Origin of the sequence: Ignatzschineria ureiclastica, from assembly GCF_003121845.1 — a bacterium.
Taxonomy (GTDB): domain Bacteria; phylum Pseudomonadota; class Gammaproteobacteria; order Cardiobacteriales; family Wohlfahrtiimonadaceae; genus Ignatzschineria; species Ignatzschineria ureiclastica.
The window spans coordinates 559,380-579,151 of sequence record NZ_QEWQ01000001.1 but is presented as its reverse complement, the minus strand read 5'-3'; the positions used below and the strand labels follow the sequence as shown (position 1 = coordinate 579,151).

The following is a 19,772-nucleotide window of genomic DNA, read 5'->3' as shown; positions in this document are numbered from 1 at the left end:
ATACAGATAGTTGCTGTAAAAAAGATCATTATTAGTTTATAAGAGAGGTATCAATATGAAAAATACCATCAATCGTCAAGAGTATCCTTTCTTAGATTTAATTTTATGGGATACGACTAAACAGGAATTTACGCCTGAAGAGGTCTTCTATTTTTGTGAAAAAAGATATCAATATTTTGATGAAAAAGATCTCTCTCATAAAGAGCTAGCGCTTTTACAACAATTGATAGACGTAGTAGGAAAAGGTATTTTTCTTCATGCTTAAAAAAATAGAACGCCGACATCATCAAATTATTTATAAAGCATTACAGCGATTTAATTCTGAATTTTTAAGTCAAAATACAATTTTATTTGGTGGTGGAACTAGAATTGCTTTGGAGTTAAACGAATATCGAGAATCTGTAGATATTGATTTTATCTGTCCCAATAAGGATTCGTACAGAGCGGTTAGAAGCGAAGTCACAAATCAATCTCTAGGGAATTTAGTTTTAAAAGATTTTGATTATCCAAGAGATATTCGGGCAGATCGAGATGCTGTAAGAGCAGTTATTAGTATAGAAAATACGTTAATAAAATTAGAATTTGTATCTTTTGCAGATTATGAGTTAACAAGATCCGAGGGGCATTTTTTTAATGTCCCTTATTTAGATCAGAAATCCTGTTATGTCAATAAACTGCTTGCGAATGCAGATAGATATACAGAATATAAAGATATATTAGATTTGATCGTGATGTTTCATTTTTGGGGAGAAATACCGGAGGAGAGCTGGCGGATCGCAGCGCAACATTACTCATATCAAGTTATTTTTTATGGGTTAGAAAAAGCTTTATTGAATAAGTCTCATTATTTAGAAAAAGCTACTGAGTATTCAATGAGTCATCAAATTAAGGCAATCTTAATGAGTGACTTGGTACCTAATTTCGAAAACTATATCAATCAAGAAAAGCACAATAGATTATCTGTTTAATATACAATTCATTTGTGAATTAGATATCATTTATAACAACTAAGAAAATTAACCGCATCGCCGGGGCGAAGTATCCCGCTCTTTTATCAATCGCGCGCCGACAGTTGTGGCGCTTTCGCGCTGGGAGATTAGTTTGAGAAGTTGAGAAACTGCTCTCCCGCGGGCGCGGGATTTTTCTGGAGTTGCAAACATTCCCTCCCGTCGGGAATCAGCTTTCAATCAGTATCAAAATCTTTATTCCGCTCTAAAGAGATAGAGTCGGCTCTCTTTGGTTTTCATCTCTCTTGCCTCTTTAAGCGGTAAAAAGCTCGCGGCTTGTAAGGGGAGCTTGTGAGGCATCTCTAGGGAGAGAGAGGTTAAATGTTCTGTGAGAGGATGACCTTGGAGCAGATTAAAAATCTCAGAATAGAGATTGTGATGAAAGGGCGGATCGAGGAAGAGGTGTGAGCGTAACCCCTCTTCTTCAATAGCGGTTAAACAGGCTTCCATTTCAGGATGAAGCGGATCTTGTTTGAGAAACTCTAAGGCACTCATCGGGAGCAGGGTATAACGCGATTCTGGAATCTTGAGCGTATTAAGATTCGCTTGTAATTGCCGGTAGACTGCCGGATCTTTTTCGATAAAGATCGCTTTTTTTGCCCCTCGAGAGAGCGCTTCAATCCCTAAAGCACCACTGCCGGCAAAGGCATCGATCACGATTGCGCCGGGGATAGTGAGCTGTAACCAATTAAAGAGCGTTTCACGCACCCGTGAAGCGGTTGGACGTAAGCCATCCGCATCAATCACATTGATTTTACGAGAACGATATTCCCCACCAATAATCTGAATGGCGTGAGCGGTGGATTTACCTGGGGCGCGTTTCATAATGCAGTTGATCTCCTACGAGTGCGTTTTGATATCTGATACTGTTTCTGAAGCTACGGCTTCAATGGCTTCTTTGGTCTCTTCATCCTCTTTCACAACCGAGACTTCCTCAATGACCGTTGGTGCGATTGTGACTTCGGCATTTGGATCTAATGTGGGCAAAATATGTGCTCGAATCCAACTTTCGGTGACTTTCGCAAGCTCGCCGGTCGTGAGTCCTGTCGATTCAATCGGCTCGCCAATCACGATCGTAATCATCCCCGGCTCTTTGATAAAACGGCCTTTCGGTGCGGCTAAACCGGAGTTAATGGCCATCGGTAAGACCGGCGCTTCTAACTGCTTCGCCACAATAAATCCCCCTTTCTTAAAAGGCTCTTCTTTACCAAAGGGAACGCGCGTTCCTTCCGGGAAGATAATCACCGAGCGACCATCATTAAAGCGCTCTTTCGCTTGAGCGGAGATCTGTTTAAGGGCATTTTTCCCATCTTTGCGATTAATAGCAATCGGCTTAGCCTTCGCTAAACCCCAACCAAAGAATGGAATGTAGAGAAGCTCTTTTTTGAGGACAAACGAGTGTGGCGGTAAAATCACCGTATAGATGAGTGTTTCTAATGCCGATTGATGATTAGAGATAATAAAATGAGGGCGATCTTTGAGCTTTTCGAGATTCTCTTGCCCTACCACCCGATAATGCACGCCGGCACCGATTCGCATCCAACCGATGAGAATGCTAGACCAGATAATGGTTACCCGGCGAAACCATGAGCCCCAGAAACAGATCGTGCAGAGCATCATAATGGGCGTAATCACTAGATAGATAAAGAGATAACCGATAAAGGTAATAAGGGAACGTATCCAAGTCACCATATGTATTGATTCCTATGAAAAGTGCTTAATCGAGAGATCGATAGTAGGGTAAATGGGGGTAAATTAGTCACTAATGCAGTCACTGATGCAGTCGCTGTAGTATCGTTACAAATTCGGCTAATGAAGCAAAGCAAGGGATCGTATTCTCGTGATTGCCATCATTTTCGAGGCCATCATTATTATGACATTGAGGTGTTTCTACCAATGCTTGTTGTAGCTTTCGTTCTGTCTCTGCGCCATTCCCTGTGCGCACTAAAACAGGGCGAATGCCCGCACGCTTTCCGGCTTCGAGATCCGATTGTTTATCCCCAACAAAGTAGATTACTTGAGGCGGCATAATCGCTAACTGAGCCATAATTTTATGTAGCATCCCCGGATTAGGTTTGCGATCAGGATGCGCGGGATCATCGGCGGTGCAATATTCTAATGCCACAATTTTCCCTTGATGCTCATCGAGTAGAGCCGCCATTTTTTGATGCATCTCATCAAGTGCTTGATGATCATAAAGCCCTAAGGCAATACCCCGTTGATTAGTGGCGATGGCAACCGGAACACCGGCTTGATTGAGCGTTGCAATGGCTTCTAAACTTCCAGCAATAGGGTGCCACTCATCGCTTGATTTAATATAAGCTTTAGAGTCCTCATTAATCACGCCATCGCGATCGAGAATGACAAGATCAGGCCAAGGGAGCGTTTCTTGTGAAACATCCTCAGTCGTTAATAGGTCATTTATTAATAATCGATCCGGTTGTTGTGATGCAGTCTGATTGATCTGACTCATAATGATTCCTTCTGATATTGATGAGTCGAGAGCGCGCTATCTATCAAGAGATCACGCACTCTCAATATCACTATGATATCTGATTAGAGCTGAAGCTTAGAGATATCCGCGACAGTCTCAAAATCATCACGAATTTCAGTGAGAAGCGCAATACGGTTATGACGTACGTCACGATCTTCAGCCATTACCATCGTATCTTCAAAGAAGCGTGCGAGGGGGGCTGCAAGATTCGCTAATTGCTCTAAAATAGCGCGATAATCTTTCGCAGCTACTAACGATGCAATCTCACCTTTGAGAAGCTCTGTGGCTTTGAAGAGTAACTTTTCAGACTCATTCTCTAATAACGCTTCACTCACATCCGTTGCCACCGCTTCCTCTTTGTTATTCTCGAGGATATTGTGGATTCGTTTATTTGTTTCAATCAGAGAGCCGGCTTCCGGTAGCGCTTTAAAGGCCGCAACCGCTAAAAGACGATGATAGATATCGAGCGGATTAGTGAGCTTCAGTTCAGAGATTGACGCAAATACATCACTTGATACCCCTAAATCTGCAGAATAAGCACGAAGACGATCGAAGATATAGGTAAAGATGGTCATTACTGATTTGTCAGCTTCAATTGCTTTCGGCATTGTCGCCGCACTAATCTCAATCAATTTCAAAAGATCTAAATTGAGTTCTTTTTCGATTAAAATCCGTAGAACCGCTAAGGCATTTCGGCGAAGACCATAAGGATCACGAGAACCCGTTGGAATCTCACCAATCGAGAAGATCCCTACAATAGTATCTAGACGTTCAGCCAAACCGAGCGCTTGCGCCTCTTTACTCTCCGGTAAGCGATCGCCGGCGAAGCGAGGCCAGTAAACTTGCTCTAAGCTATCGGCAACAATGGGATTCTCATTTTGATCAAGGGCATAGTACCGTGCCATTGTGCCTTGCAGTTCAGGGAACTCTTGCACCATATCACTGATGAGATCTGCCTTATTAAGACGTGCAGCACGCGCCACTAATGCTTCATCAGCACCGATCATCTTCGCAATCGCTTCACTTAAAGTGGCAACACGGCGAATTTTATCCGCTTGTGAACCGAGTTTAGTTTGGAATACCACACTTTCAAGATGAGCAAGATAACTCTCAAGCGGTTTCTTGCGATCTTCATTCCAGAAGAACTCTGCATCGGCAAAACGAGGACGGATGACCCGCTCATTCCCATCAATGACCGCTTGTGGCTCACTGCTTTCGATATTGCTAATAAAGCAGAATTTATCTACCAATTTGCCATTTTTATCCACAATCGGGAAGTAACGTTGATGATCTTCCATGGCAATAATGAGCGCTTCTTGTGGTACTTCTAAGAAGTGCGTTTCAAAGCTACCGATCATCGCTTTAGGGTGTTCTACTAGTGCCGTGACTTCATCAAGTAAACCTTCATTCACAATCGGCGTACCAATTGATGCTGTCACCTTCTGAATATCTGCTTCAATCAACGCTTTACGTTTTGCAAAATCAGGGACAATGTGCCCTTGCTGTTCCATTGTGCTTTCATACTCTTTCGCGTGGGGAATCGCAATTGGTGCCGATGTGTGGAAACGGTGTCCACGGCTCTCATTGCCGGCATCAATTCCGAAGATCTTGGTCTCAAGAACTTGATCACCATACATCACCACAACCCAACGCACCGGGCGTACAAATTCAAAATCGTGTCCCGCCCAACGCATTCTCTTTGGAATAGGCAAGCCCTTAAGCGCTTTTTCGATCATTGCCGGCAATAGGGCCGCAAGCGATTGACCTTTCACTTCCTCTTTGTAGGTATACCAAGCGCCTTTATCGGTCCCAAGCACCGTTAACTGCTCCACCGTTACGCCACAAGAGCGCGCAAATCCTTGAAGTGCCGGCGTAGGTTCACCATCTTTCATTGCAGCCTGTACCGCAGGCCCCCGGCGTTCGCTCACATAATCCGCTTGCTCAGAGTCAAGATCCGAGATCACAAGCGCCAAACGGCGAGGCGTGGCATAGGCCTTGATCTCACTAAAACCGAGTTTCTTCGCTTTCAGCTCAGCCGCAATGCCCTCTTTAAAAGCATTCGATAAATTATTCAAAGCCCGTGGCGGAAGCTCTTCCGTCCCAATTTCAATTAGTAGCGTCTCTTTAATCATTGTGATTCCATCTGAAAAGTGTATGAAATAACCTAGAATTCTTATATAGGCGGTTATTTTAGCGTATTTTGGATGTTTTCTCACAAATTATAGTAAATCTGGTTTAAGAAAAATGATTTTTAAACAGCTATTGCGGGATTTTAAAAGAACATAAACCGTACTAAATAACACTTGCAAGATGCCGGATAGAATAACTACCTCTCTTTTCACAACCGATGCGCCGGCATTTTAATAAGCTTATTTTGAACCGATATTACTATAAATATAAAGAGAGGGAGGGGAATCCGTAATATCGATTTTGTAATACTGTAATGATTAGAGTAGAGAGGTAAGAGAATATAAAATCTATGGCAAAATAGAGTTTATATTTATCGAGGATTTAATAATATACTTTTTCTATAGTTGTTGATAATTATCTTTAAATTAAAAATCAATTTTTATTGCTATTAATCTATAATTTGTCGCGGGTTGTATATTGTTCAATTAAAAAATAGAGAATTAAAGTTAATGAAATATAGATCTTTCCTTATTAGATTTTTGCTTATTGCTATTACATATTATCTTATTAATGAACCTTTTATCGATGATAGGGTAAATTTCTATTTAATGGTCGAGTGGTGGGGGAAATTAACAGGATATTTAGTTCAATTGATAGCTACCTTAGTTTTAGTAACACTATTCATCTATACAAAGAGGGTTGTAAAGTATCTGTTTCTTATAATGTTTTTGATTAATTCTCTATTTTATCTGACTTTTTATAAATCAGTTGGAACATATTTAACCTTCAGTGATCTAATCACGTTATTAAATGCTAAAGCAAAAATAGATGATGCAATAATGGGATATGGAGATCAACTATTAGTGGCCTTACTAATGCATATTCCATTTGTTATTGTATATTTATGGCCAGTGACAATTCGCTTTAAATGGGGAGGTTCTTTAACTCTTTCAGCCTGTTACTTGCTAGTACTGTTTTCTTATACTTTGTCTTTACTGAATACACAAGGACGAGGTTTAATTGGCCGTCCAGGATTTATACTACCTACAGTGCAATTTGCTCTCTATACTTATGTAAATGGGAAAAATAGAGATATCAATGAAGCATTAAAACCAAAAGAACGACCTGATTTTAGAAAATTTATTGCCGATTCTGGGGAGATTAATACAGTTATTATGACCATTGATGAATCTATCAATTGGGATCTTATTGATTTGAATTATAATGGCAACGTGACACCTAGTTTATATCGTTACCCAGAGAAGAATATTGTTAACTTTGGCAGAGCCGTATCTTATGCTAATTGTAGTGACCTCTCTAATGCTTCTATTCGTAAATTTGTAAGATATGGTGAAGAGGAAAAAGATCTGCTCGGAACCGAGATAGTCTATATTTGGGAAATTGTAAAACAAGCGGGCTTCGTCCCTTATCTAATCGATGCTCAAGCAAATGGTGTAGGACATAATTATTTCACAAAAGCCGAAACAGATCAGATCAACATTATAAAGGTAGATGATGAGAGCGATGCAGAGCTCATTGATTTGATAGTAGAGATGAGAGATCGATATCCTGAACAGAAACAATTTTATCTTGTTATTAAACAGGGGGCACATCTTCCGTACTATAAAGAGGGGATTGAAAATTACTTTTCACCTGTAATGCAAAATGCCTCTTTAAGCCAAGCTACGCGAGAAGAGATTATCAATACCTATAAAAATAGAGCTCGTTTTGAAACTGATCGATACTTTGAAGCTATTTTAGAAAAATTACCTTACAAAGAGCAAGTTGCTATCGTTTATACCTCTGATCACGGACAAACATTCGATGCCCCAGGGCAGAAATCATTTCATTGTGATACCCGTAATCCAGATATCAAGGAGGCTATAGTACCTCTTCTATTTATTGGTCCACAGCTTCTTAATGAATCAGTAACAATTGAAAATATTAAAAAAAATCAGAGTATTAAAAGCCATTATTATATTCCTGCATTAATAATGATGGCATTAGGTTACAAAGATAGCGATATTGCTCAATTTACAGAGTATTTTAAACTTTCTGAAGAAGATACTATCCCTCATTTTGTCTATGATAGGGCAATTCCATTTTTTCAGAGTGATGCTCAGAAGAAAGAATTAAAAGAAGTCGAGATTATCCCCTTAGCTCCACAATCTTAAGAGTTAAAAATTTATACATCGATATATTTATGAATAAGTTGAAAGTCTATTTTAGGAATAGGCTTTTATTTTTTCAATAACATCAAGAGGAGAGATATCTACAATTTTATCTCTTTTTTTATGACACCAAATAACCTCGGTAATCTCTTTTTTAGGAGGTTCCCACTCGGGAGTTTTATGTCTCATTAAAGCAATTAATGGTGTATTTACGGCATTTGCTAGATGAATAATCGAAGTCTCTACAGATATAATTAAATCGGATTGTCCTAAAATTGCTGGTAACTCATAAAAGTTATCAGTTGCACTAAAGGGAATGGTGTTTGTTAAATTAGCCATTTGAATCGCTCCGCTTATTTCAGAGAGATGGTCGGGCGTGGTATTTAGAAAGTAGAGGGCATCGGCATATTTTGGTAACTGCTGCATCTTCTTTATTAGTTCAATTGCTTGTTCTAATCTCCATGAGCGATTGGGGTCTTTTGCCAAGTAATTGATAAAAATGACTTGTTGAGATGCATTGTGTTTAAGCTGAGATAGTTTTTTTGTTGCTTTGTCTTGCCAATATTGTGGAATATCGATAAAGGGAAGCTTTTCTTCCTCAGTCATTTGATAACCACCAATTTGCTCAAACCAAAATGCAAAAAGATCACTAATATGACGACCCTTTGTCATTGGGATGGATTTGAAAGTGATATCCAAGTTTTTCCAAAGATTTCTCTTATATATTTGGTATTTAAATCGGTACCAATTAATATGCAGTTTAAGGCCAGCCACAATACTATCAGGCCCTGCCATTTCTCTAGCATACTTTTCTGTAGGTTCAGAGTGAACATCACCAAAAGAGATAATAAGAGAGTAGTTCTCTTTTTTAGCTTCACTGATCGACTCAGCGAAAAGATGGGGGGCATAATTTTTTCTATATATTTTATTGAATAGCCCACAGCCTTCAAGCCAATCGTAAATAACATCTTTTTCTAAGTATGGCCACTTACTTCGATCTTCCGTACAACGGCTTTCAACGACAAAGAGATCTATTTTTAAACTAGGATAATGTTTTTTGAAAACTTTAAAAGCACTTTGAAGATAGGCAAAGTCACCAATAGCTAGATGGATAATAAACAAAACTTTGTCGGCTTTTGATACAAGTGTGGGTAATGAGAGATTATCAGAATTGTTTTTTTTCATACTTATTAGCATTATTGGTTAATCAAAAAAGAAATATAGTCGATATCTTAGTGGTAAAATGGCATACAATAGATACAGATAAAACATGTAAATTATAACACTTAGTTAATCTATGGATACTAGATATTCATACAGTAGGCATTTATGAAAATATCGATAATCATCCCCATTTATAATGTTGAAGCAGAAATTCAGCATTGTTTGAAGTCTGTTTTAGAACAAAAGTATAGTGATATTGAATTAATCTTAGTTGATGACTGTACTCCAGATAATAGTATTGATCTAGCTCTTGCAGTTGTAAAGGCTTATAAGGCGACTAAACGTACTATTTTAGTTCAACATAAAGAGAATAAGGGGTTGTCCGCTGCTAGAAATTCCGGCATAGATGCTTCTACCGGGGACTATCTCTTTTTTTTAGATAGTGATGATAGCTTAAGCTCTCCTAGCGTAATAGCTGATTTGGTAAGCTTGGCAAAGAGTGATGGAGAGTGTTGTGATGTTGTAATAGGTAATTTTGAAAAAGTTACACCACAAGGAGATACTTTAGAAATAGGCTTTCAAAAAGATCTTTATTTATCATCTACGGATGAGATTTATCATCAGTACGTTGAAGGCCGGTTGACGGTAACAGCATGGGGAAAATTGGTACTTCGAGATCTAATAATTAAAAATAATCTCTACTTCGAAGAGGGAATATATCATGAAGATGAATTATGGTCTTTCTTACTATATCGATGTGTGAAGAACCTTCGCGCAACATCTATGGTTATTTATGATTATTTAGAGCGAGAGGGTTCTATTTCTTTTTCGATTAAAGAAAAAAATGTTGTAGATCTTAACTTTGTTATAGAGAAGATGTATGAGGCATATCTTTCAGAAAAAAATCCCTTTTATAAAAAATTAATAGCGACCAAAATAGAAAAATTAAAAAGGCGATCGTTAAAGTGGATGAGTACCTTTGATATTGATTTTATCTATCAAGAATTACTTTTTTTAAAAAATATTAATACTCGTTTTAGTTGTAAAAATAGCAAATTAATTTTACAAAACTTTTTGTTTTTATTACCGCTAAATCTAGCTTCTAAATATCTAAAAAAACGATGGGGCTAACCATTTCTTATTAGTGCAAATTTCTTATTTTTTGATACGTTAATGATCAAAATGATTTGGTCACTGATACCTAAGTCGAGAATTTCATTATTTGCAACCCTTTTAAAACGTGCAATAGAATATCCAGCGAAGGTTATCTTATCTCTCCTAGAAAACCCTGGAATCCAAGAGCCATCAAATAAGTGAATAGAATAGTTAGGTTTATTTTTTTTAGGTGTACAGAAAAAATAGTATGGATAAATAATGCTATTCTCGGTTAAATATAATGTTGTTTCACCATCATAGGGGGGAGCGATCTTAAATTTTTGTTCAAAATATTTAGTCACTCTGGCGGTATTAGGAAGAAGATTAAAGCGGTTTTTGTCTGTAATAAAGGAGTTGCATTTATAGTTATCTAATAAGTCTTTAATTATTGAATTTTGAGGACTAGCACCCATTACTGCAGTTACGATAGGTGAATAGATATTATTGTGCAACTCATACCCAGAAAAAAAGTCATGTTCTAAAAAGCTGTTGAAAGAATCTCTAACTTCCACATCTGTATCAAGGTAGATCCCTCCTTGAGTATATAAGGCATATAAGCGTATTACATCTGAGACAAAGGCCCACTTTTTATGTTCATATGCTTCGTGAAGATATGGAATATCAATATCTTTGATAGATTCATTTCCCCATTCTATTAGTTCATAGTCAGGGAGTTGTGTTTTCCAGCTTTCGATACAATTCAATATCAGTTGTGATTTAGGGTTATTGCCAACCCAAACATAGTGTATTTTTTTAGGAATCATCTTAATCAGCTTTCTTTTATAGAATATGTTTTTCTGAGCTATTTTAAATTATTATTAAAGGATCAGCTAATTTATCTATAGTTTAGGCGCTGCATATTACTTATTGTAATTTTTCTTCTGTATAGGGAATATCTTCCGGAAAAAATTAGCTTTGGTATATGCTGATAAGTAGAGGACTATCGACAATCAACACCTCCATTTTGATGGAGTTGATTGGTTACTGACAAGCTTTTATTAGTAGATATCATTAGATAAAGAGATGAAAGTTCTTACTTCTAGAGATTAATACAATTGTTAAGAATCGTTTTGAATTGATGGACAATTTGGCTTGTTTCATAATGCTGTACAGATTGTTGTACTATATAAGGATCTGGTAATGATCTTTTATTATCTATTACTTCTTGCATTATATTGATTAGTTCTTCTTCTTCCCCTACTTTAAAGAGCCATCCATTAATATTAGGTTGAATAATTTCTCGTGGTCCAACGGGACAGTCTGAGGAAATACAGGGTATTCCTCTCATCATTGCTTCAACAAGTACTAGACCAAAACCTTCTGTGGAGGAATTAAGTATTAGAGCAGTTGCTTTTGATATAAGATCCCATGGGTTTTCTGCCCAACCATAAAAAATAATATGGTTTTGTAATTGGAGTTCTAATATTTTTTGTTGAAATAAATCATCTTTTTCTTTATTGCCGGAAGATCCAATTATATGGAGTTTCCAGTTTCCTTTGAGTGCAGGTAAAGAAGAGATTAGTTGGTTAACCTGTTTTCTAGGATCGGCAATTCTGCCAATATATAAAAAATCATTGGATGTTCTTGGAATAATTTTTGCCGAATCTATAGGATTACCAACATAAGTGATATTAGAAATCTTATAAATATCTTTTAACTCCTCCATTATTCCAAAACTCACAGTAAGGTGTTGTTTATATATAGGAAGTATTTTTCGAGTTCTAGCAATTTGTTTTGGGGTGGAGTTTTTTATTGAACTGTGTATCCAAGATAATATTGGTACATTATATTTTGTAGTGAACTTTTTGAGTATTTTTTGATAAAAACAGAGTGTATCGGGAAGATCTATAATAATTAAGGCATCTAGTTCCGCAGGAAGAATCTCTTTTTTAAAAAAATTTTGCATCTTTAAAAAGTCATGGAATAACTTAATTCGTCTTGAAATAAACTTGGGAATAAATCGATATTTTTTTTCATCTTCTTTGTACTCGGTTGCTACAGAAATTTCATCAAAATTTTTAAAAAAGTCTGTATACACTGGAGGAGTCCAAAAGAAAATATGAGAGGAGATATCTTCTTTTTTTAAATTATTGGTTATTTTAATTAATGTATTTTCTAACCCACCTTTGCCATCTATTCTGTGATAAATAAAAAAACCAACTTTCATTTTAACTATCCCCTCAATCATAACTTATTCTCTATTTTATAACCTTCTGCTAAACCTAGCATAATCGGAATCCAGACTAAAGGCATCCAAAAATTCTCATATAGGCCTACATGGCTATTAATCGGCATCATCGCAACAAAGCCTACCATAATCCATTCATTACCTGCTTTAGCCTTAAACATACGGATAAAGAGATAGAGTAACACTAAGAGATAAGGAATAAAGCCGATAATGCCTGTTTCGATCATCACCTCTAAGCCATGAAGGTGAGGTTGGTGTACATATGTAAAGATTTTATAATCATCAGGATATGTTTGGTAAATTTTATCAAAAGCTCTGGGACCTACTCCATTAACCCAATAGTTAGGAATCTCTTTAAATCCTACATACCAAATATTAGTTCTATAGGAGGTAAATTGATCCATAAATTGGTCACTACCAAATGTGGAGGTTGTGTTATGAAAACGCTCTTGAACCATTTGGGATTGACTCACAACCCCTATTCCTATTGCTAACACCACGAATGCTCCAGCAAGGAAGCGAAGTTTATGTTTCACTGCTTCTGTATAGAATAGATAACCAATAAAGAGAACAATAGAGACTAATAGGGAAACCATCCCTGCTCGAGCGCCACCAATAATGACTGTAGTGATAAGCAAGAGGCTCGCAATAATGGAGAGAGTAATTCTTAGTAGCGTAAATTTCTCTTTTAGCTTTTTATAGAGATAAAAAAGAACTATAGGAGCGAAAGTCCCTAAGAAATAGCTAATATGATAGTAACTAAAGACTCCTGTTACCCGATTAATAGTGACAGGATTATAACCATAAATATTATAGTCAGTTAACCATTGCACAATAGCATCGATACAGATAAACATCAGTGTATAGAAGGTGAATTGTGCTAAACGAACATAATTTTGTATATTCTGTGTCATAGCAACAGCAATGACACCGATAAAGAGATAACGGAGCATCTGTAAAAATACAGAAAGTGCTTTAGACATATTGAGTGTATCGATCAGCGAGACACCAATGGGAATCACAAAGGCTAAAGCTACGTATAGATAGCGGTTATTAATAAGCTCATTGAAGTAGTAGTTCCAATGGCGAACTAGAAGATAAAAGCTGAGCAGTGTACCAATAGAAGCAACCACTTCTAATGTTGGGCGCCCTAATATCATTGTAAAAAGCAAAATATAAAAAAAAAGAAATAAGTTGTTTTTACAGAAATTTTTTAGGCTATTTATAGTCATATCGTTGATATAGAGTTACTTATATTAAGGTTATATAGAAAAGGAAATATGATTATATCTAAGAGATGACTTTTTGTATCTAAAATGCAAGGTTATTTATTGGAAAAGCCGTAAACTTACCCTAAAAAGGGCAACAGCTTCATTGGCAAAGATCGAAAATGCATGCTTATATTGAGGTGTAATATTAAGAGTGGGGGGGATAAATTTTGATTTAGAAGAATTAAAATGAGAGATATCTATTTTTACTAAATTATTTTATATGAAAAGACCCCAAACAATCGAGAGGATGAGAATGTTGATATATTATTCGTAAGAGTATTCCTCTTTTTAGGAATAATAGCTTTAGCACCTTGATTTATAATCTCTTCTCTAAAACTTGCAGAATCATAACCTTTATCTGCACTAACATAATCTGTCGTATTTAAATGAACCCTGCTCAGTAACTCTGGAGCAACCTTGATATCGTGAGTCGTTCCATCTGTTACGATAAATTCACAGGGATTACCGCAAGCATCTACGATCATATGAATTTTTGAACTATTTCCACCAATACTTTTAGATATTGCTTGAGGATTATCTGTGGCGGCTCCCGTGCTATGCTGGTGAGCTCTAATATGAGTTCCATCTATAAACAGCCATTCATAGTCAACATCTTGTGATAGTTTTTTAAATAATTTCAAGAGCTTGTTATTTTTAGACCAACGACTAAAAGTCTTAAAAATCGTATTAGGTCGCCCAAATTTCTTAGGAATATCCCTCCAAGGAACGCCTGTTCTCATTCTATATAGAATACCCTCAACGATATTTCTTAAATTTGGTTTGTCATAAATATTTAAATCTAGGAGAATAGGCTTTAGTTTCAGCCATAGTTTATCTGTAAGCATGGTTTGAGATATAGCGAGTGGTAGGTTTGTTTGATGATAATATTCTACCGCTCGCTTTTTTTATTTTGAACTACAATGTTCAACAGCTCCCACTATTAATCTTAACTATCCAACCTCTCGATTGGATGGGGTGGAGCATTAATCAAAGTACAATGTTAAATGGTTTGTAATGACTCTAATAATTTCATTGTAGTATATAATTTAAGGGGCTGACATAGATAAGCTATTTTAAATTACCTTTAACCATTGATTTTAACTGGCTTATCTATGTCAGCCCCAAATTTTTTAACAATTCTTATTTTCCACCCTCACGCCTCAATGAAATTCTATTAAATTATCAAATTACCCTCAATAAATATTTCTTATCTAATAAATATGTTATATTATTCCCTTTAATTTGATTGGAATATAAGGGTATCTATTCTGTTATGACTCAAGATAATGCGCACCTTAATCATAAAGCCACGCAAGTGGACAATGATGAAATCGATCTCTTCGAACTCGTAGCGAATCTTTGGAAAGAGAAGATAATAATCATTGTATGTACTGTTTTAGCAACGGTAATTGCGATAGCTTATGCTGTAATGGCAGCCCCTATATATCAATCACAAGCGGCTGTATTACCTCCTAGAGTAAGCGATATAGTAGCGTTAAATCCAGAGCCGCAAAAAGAAGATGAAGTGTTATTACGACCTATCAGTACCTCACAGGTTTTTGCTCTATTTACGCAGATATTAACTTCATCAACATTAAAAAATAAATTTTATGAAGATCTATTTTTACCATCATTAAGTGATGAAGAGCGTAATAAGCCTGCAGAATCATTGCGAAAAGCATTTGCAAAAGTGATTGACGTTAAACGAGCTGAACAAAACGAGCAACAAGATCTTGTCACGATCACCTTGCCTAAAGAAGCGAAAATGACGCAAGAATGGGCAAATTTGTATATTACAATGGCAGGGGATATTACTAAAAATATTTTAATAAAAGACAGATCTTCAGAAGTTGAAAATATTGTCCAAGCTTTAACTATTGATATTCAGTTATTACGGGAGCAAGCGAAATTAGAGCGGGAGAGCGAAATAGCGAGATTAACTGAAGCGTATAATATCGCTAGAGAGATTGGTATATTTGAACCTCAAAAGCCTGAAGGGAAGATGATGGAAGAGGGAGCCGCCTATATTGATCGTAATTTACCATATTTACGTGGGGCAAATGCACTTGCTGCACAGCTCAATGTATTAAAACAACGAAAAAATGATGACCCTTTTATCGAAGAACTATCAAATTTACAGCGGCAACTTAATTTTTATCAATCCCTTCAATTTAAACCTGAGTTAATTAAAACCTATACTTTTGACCAACCTGCAGAATTACCAGACTTTCCGATTAAGCCTAAGAAATCATTAATTGTGGTTATAGGGTTCTTAATAGGAGGAATGATGGGAATCGGTATCGCTTTGGTAAGGGTAATGATTAGAAATAGAAGAGAAATAGCCAATGCTATGTAAAATAGTATTCATTATCACTAATGAAATGAAAAGCATCCATTTGGATGCTTTTTTAGATCAATAATTATTTATATTGATATCTTCGTAAGTATATATTTTTATTTTCGAATAAACTGATATATTTTATGTAAGCATGAAGCTGGTAATAATCGAACTATTGAACGTGTTATAAGTAAAGTAAATGCCGGTAAAAAACTTTGGAATTTTAACTCTCTTTTTAGTTTAAAGAGTTGCCATTCACTCTTTATATACTGCAAACCTCTTCTACGGCCGTGCATAGCATCAGTTCTCATGTAGAGTAAAGTATCAGGTAAATTTGCTGCTTTATATCCAGAAGCTAAAATCCTAATCCAGAGATTGTAATCTTCCATTAATAGGTGGTGTTGGTATAAGCATACTTTTTCCAATATATCTTTTCGATATGCAACAGTTGGATGATTAAATGGAGATCGTTTTTGTGCATAAGATATAATTTCTTGATTTTTACATGGAACTAATCTTTTCGCTGTTATATTTTTCTCGCTGCCAATAAACTCTTCTATTTGCCCACCTAGCAGCACTATTTCTGGATGCTGCTTAAGATAGTTTACTTGTTTTTCAAACCGATCGGATAACGCGATATCATCGGTATCCATTCGAAAAATCCAGTTATTAGAACAAGCATTTATTCCTTCATTAAGAGCTTTACCTAAGCCTACATTTTTTGGTAAGGCAATAACTTTAAGAACATTTTCTAGCTTATTCTTCCATTGCTCGATAATTTGATCTAATTCGGTCGTTAGTGAACCATCTTTTACTAAAATAATTTCATCGGGTTTTAGTGTTTGTTGATCCCAAATACTTTGTAACGCTTGGTTTAAGTACGTTGGGTTTTCTTTATGATATACAGATAAAAGAGCTGAAAATTTCATATTATCTTACTTTAATAAAGGAGAAGAATAATTTTTGAAAATGTTTAATAAAAAATTTCGCTACTTTGAAGTCGAAAGGTTGAGGTTGTATCTTTATAGAGTTATTTAATACTGAAACAGATTCTTTTAAGTAGTCGATAGTTTTTTTGCTGTCCACGCCATATTTCAAAGCAATTTTCACTAAATACAAGTACGTTCTTTGAATGAAATACTCCAAAGCATATTCAATTTCAACATTATCGGTTTTTATTAATTGATAAAGAGATAATACTTTAATTTTTCCCTGAGTCATTGCTGATGCTACAGTTTGGCTAGCATCAAAATTATAACGAAATAAAATATCAGGGATATATAGAATATTTTTCCTTGTTGTCAAGATTGATTGTAGTATAAAATAAACATCTTCTCCAAAAGGGTAGCCAGTAGGAAATCTAAGTTCATTTTTAACTATGAAATCTCTATTAAAACAAACTGAGCAAATATGGATGTTAATATTTTTTTTCAAAAAAGAGACAGATAAGTTTTGAGGCTTGTATTCTGTCATTGGATAAGCATTCAAAGCTTGATTGTTTGATAGTGTGTAGTTATAAGCTATTAGCTCATGATTATTTTTTTTTATATATGAGTCTAGAATTTCAAATATTTTTTCAGAAAAACTATCATCAGCATCTAGAAATAATATGTAAGTGCCTGTGGCCAAATCAATTCCTTTATTTCTAGCGACAGATACACCTTTGTTATTTTGTCGATATAAAACTATATCTTTAGAGTGTTTAAGTAAGGCATATGTTTTGTCAGTGGAACCATCATCAACAATGATGAATTCAACATCCCTTCTTTTTTTTAAAATAGCCGAGATATAGTCCAGTATTTTTGTTGTGTACTTTTCTATATTATAAGCAGGAATAATTATACTGTATTTGTTCATTTTTTTTATCAAGGTAGAGGGAGAATAGATATACTATCATTATTAAAAAAAAGTATTTATTATAGCTAGCTGTCATTGCCTTTAGTTCTAATAAAAATACCATCATTAAGTTAAAAATTATTAGTAACTTATCATTAGTCGTTACACTATAATTCAATGATTTTTTAAAGATGAAGAGAGAGAAGGAGTATATTAAGAGTAGCCAGAAGATTCCTCCAAATAGGTAGTTGCGGATATAGCCTACATCTGTTTGTAAATAATATCTCCCTGTTTCAGGATCAGTAAACAACCCTGTTCCGAATAACTCGACTCCTTCAGGAATATCTCTATTCCACATTTCTAATAATACATTAGTTGATCCCGTTTCTAGTTTCCCAGTATGTTCTAGGCGATAAAACATCTCAAAGACAAAAGGGAATACTTTTTGTTCTAGAATTAATAAAAAATCAAAAAATAAAAAATATACTATAATTGCAATCATTATAGAGTAGAGAACAGTTAAAAATATAATTTTTAATTTTGAGATAAGTTGTATTTTTGAAAATAAAAACAATGGTATACCTAAGATAATACCAACAAAGGCTGTTCTTCCAGCAAAAAACATTCCGAGTACCAATATTAATCCAAAACAAAATGTTTTGAAGTTGAATTTTTCTATCACCATATATCTTACATAAAATAGAAAAGAATAGGCATAACCAACGGCTAATCCCCAACCTGGGGATCCTGTTAATGCTAAACCTCTTATTCCCCCATAGCTTTTATAAAGAATTTCATATTGGTCTGGTGAGTAAAAAATATGAATAATACTTGCAAACTGAGGAGATAGAAAAGCAATAATTTCTATTATAGATTGTACAAAAAAAGTAATACAAATTAATTTTCCAATATAGATACTGTAAGAGATTTGTTCTACAGGAGGGTAGGCTGTGTATATATATGCTATAAAGAAGATAATACAGATAAGTTGTATTATTTGAGAAATGATATTTTTTGCATAGCTTAAGTCCAATGTTTGATGAGTTAGAATTAAAACCAAATTAGTTATTAATATGATTGTCAAAAAGATAAATAAATTTATAAATATTCGGGAGGAAACTATTTTTTTTAAGCTATATAAGTAGTTGTTTTTTAAAAAAAAAGCGAACAATAAAGCTAAAGGAATAACTAAAAAGGTGCTATTAAGGTTATTGCCAATAAAAAAACCATTTATAAGTAAAAAACATAAGAGAACAGAAGTTGTATCTTTGTAGAAAATACGCATATTAGTAATATCTTTTTTTAATGCCAGTAAAGAAATAAAGCTGATTTAGAATTATTTTTAAAATTGTTGTGATAGGTTGATTCTTTATATCATGTTGTATAAAAAGTTGATTGTTTGTCAGGCTAATTCCATCAAACTCTTCATATACTAAATTGTCTTTGATGTGCAATACATTTATTCCCATTTCTTCGATAATTCTCCAATCATCGGCAAGCCAGTAAGGGGTATGTTTTAAAATAGTATCTATAGCAGCATTATTGATCATATATCCTACGGTGCCAACCAGATTGACATGCTTTTTTCCAAATTGATGATGCCCACATGTAAACTCAACGCTTATTGGTTGTTTGAGTTTTTGTACCCATTGAAATTTTTTAATAGTTTTGCTATGCCCCAGAACTAATATCGTAGGAACATTTTGGAATATTGATGGATCAAAGTTGTTGTAAAAGGGTTGAAAACCTTCCTCTATTTTTGCATCATCTTCTAATATTAGGTGCCAATTATACTTAGAGCTTTTTTTGAGATTTTTATACAATTCATAATGACTTGTGGTACATCCGATTTCTCCATTTCGTATCTCTCTACCATAATTTTCTGTGGCTTTTTTTACATCAAAGTTTATAGGAGAGCTATAAGCGTCAAAAAAGTTAAAAGGGTAGGGAAAGCTATTAAAACGATTTCTTCTATGGGAATTAGGAATTGAAATTATATTAATATCGAATTTCATAAT

17 protein-coding genes and 1 pseudogene are annotated in these 19,772 nt (G+C 35.2%); 5 read left to right on the top strand and 13 right to left on the bottom strand.

The genetic code is table 11. From position 1 onward, the window contains the following. Positions 1-55: 55 nt before the first annotated feature. Together DC083_RS02420 and DC083_RS02415 are read left to right on the top strand one after the other, a co-directional pair. Positions 56-265 (top strand): hypothetical protein, encoded by a 210-nt coding sequence (locus tag DC083_RS02420; RefSeq protein ID WP_109188659.1) that lies wholly within the window; start codon positions 56-58, stop codon positions 263-265. Next, on the top strand, positions 258-968 hold the full coding sequence (locus DC083_RS02415; RefSeq protein WP_109188658.1) for a nucleotidyl transferase AbiEii/AbiGii toxin family protein: 711 nt from the start codon (positions 258-260) through the stop codon (positions 966-968). Before DC083_RS02420 ends, DC083_RS02415 begins: the two co-directional genes overlap by 8 nt. Before the next feature lie 234 nt (positions 969-1,202). Here DC083_RS02415 and rsmD read toward each other — a convergent pair whose 3' ends face one another. The 4 genes from rsmD to glyS form a co-directional block, all read right to left on the bottom strand. Continuing rightward, entirely contained in the window at positions 1,203-1,832 is a 630-nt protein-coding gene (gene rsmD / locus DC083_RS02410; protein ID WP_109188657.1) for a 16S rRNA (guanine(966)-N(2))-methyltransferase RsmD, read from the bottom strand. 15 nt (positions 1,833-1,847) lie between these two features. Continuing rightward, positions 1,848-2,699, bottom strand: a complete 852-nt coding sequence (locus tag DC083_RS02405; RefSeq protein WP_109188656.1) for a lysophospholipid acyltransferase family protein — start codon at positions 2,697-2,699, stop codon at positions 1,848-1,850. A gap of 79 nt (positions 2,700-2,778) precedes the next feature. Continuing rightward, positions 2,779-3,480, bottom strand: a complete 702-nt coding sequence (locus tag DC083_RS02400) for a D-glycero-alpha-D-manno-heptose-1,7-bisphosphate 7-phosphatase (RefSeq protein WP_109188655.1) — start codon at positions 3,478-3,480, stop codon at positions 2,779-2,781. A gap of 83 nt (positions 3,481-3,563) precedes the next feature. Then, positions 3,564-5,633, bottom strand: coding sequence for a glycine--tRNA ligase subunit beta (gene glyS / locus DC083_RS02395; protein ID WP_109188654.1), 2,070 nt, complete (start codon positions 5,631-5,633; stop codon positions 3,564-3,566). Positions 5,634-6,239: 606 nt separating this feature from the next. Between glyS and DC083_RS02390 the strand changes: the two genes are divergently transcribed. After that, the gene (locus DC083_RS02390; RefSeq protein ID WP_157954873.1) at positions 6,240-7,805 is read left to right on the top strand and encodes a sulfatase-like hydrolase/transferase; all 1,566 of its coding nucleotides are present in this window, start codon (positions 6,240-6,242) and stop codon (positions 7,803-7,805) included. A gap of 51 nt (positions 7,806-7,856) precedes the next feature. Here the strand turns inward: DC083_RS02390 and DC083_RS02385 are convergent, their stop codons facing one another. Next, positions 7,857-8,987, bottom strand: a complete 1,131-nt coding sequence (locus DC083_RS02385; RefSeq protein ID WP_157954872.1) for a glycosyltransferase family 9 protein — start codon at positions 8,985-8,987, stop codon at positions 7,857-7,859. Positions 8,988-9,131: 144 nt separating this feature from the next. On the opposite strand from DC083_RS02385, the gene DC083_RS02380 reads away from it, so the two are divergent. After that, entirely contained in the window at positions 9,132-10,097 is a 966-nt protein-coding gene (locus DC083_RS02380; protein WP_109188651.1) for a glycosyltransferase, read from the top strand. Here DC083_RS02380 and DC083_RS02375 read toward each other — a convergent pair. From DC083_RS02375 to DC083_RS02360, 4 genes and pseudogenes are all read right to left on the bottom strand, one after another. After that, positions 10,094-10,927 (bottom strand): glycosyltransferase family 32 protein, encoded by an 834-nt coding sequence (locus tag DC083_RS02375; RefSeq protein ID WP_308430446.1) that lies wholly within the window; start codon positions 10,925-10,927, stop codon positions 10,094-10,096. The genes DC083_RS02380 and DC083_RS02375 overlap by 4 nt on opposite strands. A gap of 233 nt (positions 10,928-11,160) precedes the next feature. Then, positions 11,161-12,288 carry a glycosyltransferase gene (locus DC083_RS02370; RefSeq protein ID WP_157954871.1) on the bottom strand — a complete coding sequence of 376 codons (1,128 nt, stop codon included), beginning with the start codon at positions 12,286-12,288 and terminating at the stop codon, positions 11,161-11,163. A gap of 17 nt (positions 12,289-12,305) precedes the next feature. Beyond that, on the bottom strand, positions 12,306-13,469 hold the full coding sequence (locus DC083_RS02365) for an O-antigen ligase family protein (RefSeq protein ID WP_157954870.1): 1,164 nt from the start codon (positions 13,467-13,469) through the stop codon (positions 12,306-12,308). A gap of 374 nt (positions 13,470-13,843) precedes the next feature. After that, a pseudogene (locus DC083_RS02360) lies at positions 13,844-14,437 on the bottom strand (IS5 family transposase); the annotation flags it as partial. A gap of 416 nt (positions 14,438-14,853) precedes the next feature. On the opposite strand from DC083_RS02360, the gene DC083_RS02355 reads away from it, so the two are divergent. Beyond that, entirely contained in the window at positions 14,854-15,936 is a 1,083-nt protein-coding gene (locus tag DC083_RS02355) for an LPS O-antigen chain length determinant protein WzzB (protein ID WP_109188646.1), read from the top strand. Between the two features lie 98 nt (positions 15,937-16,034). Here the strand turns inward: DC083_RS02355 and DC083_RS02350 are convergent, their stop codons facing one another. Genes DC083_RS02350 through DC083_RS02335 form a run of 4 tightly spaced genes read right to left on the bottom strand, consistent with a single transcriptional unit; the run spans position 16,035 to position 19,769 of the window. Beyond that, a complete protein-coding gene (locus tag DC083_RS02350; protein WP_109188645.1) occupies positions 16,035-16,847 on the bottom strand; it encodes a glycosyltransferase in 813 nt (270 codons plus the stop codon). Between the two features lies 1 nt (position 16,848). Further along, entirely contained in the window at positions 16,849-17,775 is a 927-nt protein-coding gene (locus tag DC083_RS02345; protein ID WP_109188644.1) for a glycosyltransferase family 2 protein, read from the bottom strand. Continuing rightward, on the bottom strand, positions 17,741-19,039 hold the full coding sequence (locus tag DC083_RS02340) for a hypothetical protein (protein WP_109188643.1): 1,299 nt from the start codon (positions 19,037-19,039) through the stop codon (positions 17,741-17,743). Before DC083_RS02340 ends, DC083_RS02345 begins: the two co-directional genes overlap by 35 nt. A gap of 1 nt (position 19,040) precedes the next feature. Continuing rightward, positions 19,041-19,769: a glycosyltransferase family 25 protein gene (locus tag DC083_RS02335; protein WP_109188642.1), complete on the bottom strand. Its 729-nt coding sequence runs from the start codon at positions 19,767-19,769 to the stop codon at positions 19,041-19,043. Positions 19,770-19,772: the final 3 nt, after the last annotated feature.

Bases quoted from the DNA above. Each gene is read 5' to 3' on its own strand.
- DC083_RS02420 (WP_109188659.1), top strand. From the start codon at position 56: ATGAAAAATACCATCAATCGTCAAGAGTATCCTTTCTTAGATTTAATT.
- DC083_RS02415 (WP_109188658.1), top strand. From the start codon at position 258: ATGCTTAAAAAAATAGAACGCCGACATCATCAAATTATTTATAAAGCA.
- rsmD (WP_109188657.1), bottom strand. From the start codon at position 1,832: ATGAAACGCGCCCCAGGTAAATCCACCGCTCACGCCATTCAGATTATT.
- DC083_RS02405 (WP_109188656.1), bottom strand. From the start codon at position 2,699: ATGGTGACTTGGATACGTTCCCTTATTACCTTTATCGGTTATCTCTTT.
- DC083_RS02400 (WP_109188655.1), bottom strand. From the start codon at position 3,480: ATGAGTCAGATCAATCAGACTGCATCACAACAACCGGATCGATTATTA.
- glyS (WP_109188654.1), bottom strand. From the start codon at position 5,633: ATGATTAAAGAGACGCTACTAATTGAAATTGGGACGGAAGAGCTTCCG.
- DC083_RS02390 (WP_157954873.1), top strand. From the start codon at position 6,240: ATGGTCGAGTGGTGGGGGAAATTAACAGGATATTTAGTTCAATTGATA.
- DC083_RS02385 (WP_157954872.1), bottom strand. From the start codon at position 8,987: ATGAAAAAAAACAATTCTGATAATCTCTCATTACCCACACTTGTATCA.
- DC083_RS02380 (WP_109188651.1), top strand. From the start codon at position 9,132: ATGAAAATATCGATAATCATCCCCATTTATAATGTTGAAGCAGAAATT.
- DC083_RS02370 (WP_157954871.1), bottom strand. From the start codon at position 12,288: ATGAAAGTTGGTTTTTTTATTTATCACAGAATAGATGGCAAAGGTGGG.
- DC083_RS02365 (WP_157954870.1), bottom strand. From the start codon at position 13,469: ATGATATTAGGGCGCCCAACATTAGAAGTGGTTGCTTCTATTGGTACA.
- DC083_RS02355 (WP_109188646.1), top strand. From the start codon at position 14,854: ATGACTCAAGATAATGCGCACCTTAATCATAAAGCCACGCAAGTGGAC.
- DC083_RS02350 (WP_109188645.1), bottom strand. From the start codon at position 16,847: ATGAAATTTTCAGCTCTTTTATCTGTATATCATAAAGAAAACCCAACG.
- DC083_RS02345 (WP_109188644.1), bottom strand. From the start codon at position 17,775: ATGAACAAATACAGTATAATTATTCCTGCTTATAATATAGAAAAGTAC.
- DC083_RS02340 (WP_109188643.1), bottom strand. From the start codon at position 19,039: ATGCGTATTTTCTACAAAGATACAACTTCTGTTCTCTTATGTTTTTTA.
- DC083_RS02335 (WP_109188642.1), bottom strand. From the start codon at position 19,769: ATGAAATTCGATATTAATATAATTTCAATTCCTAATTCCCATAGAAGA.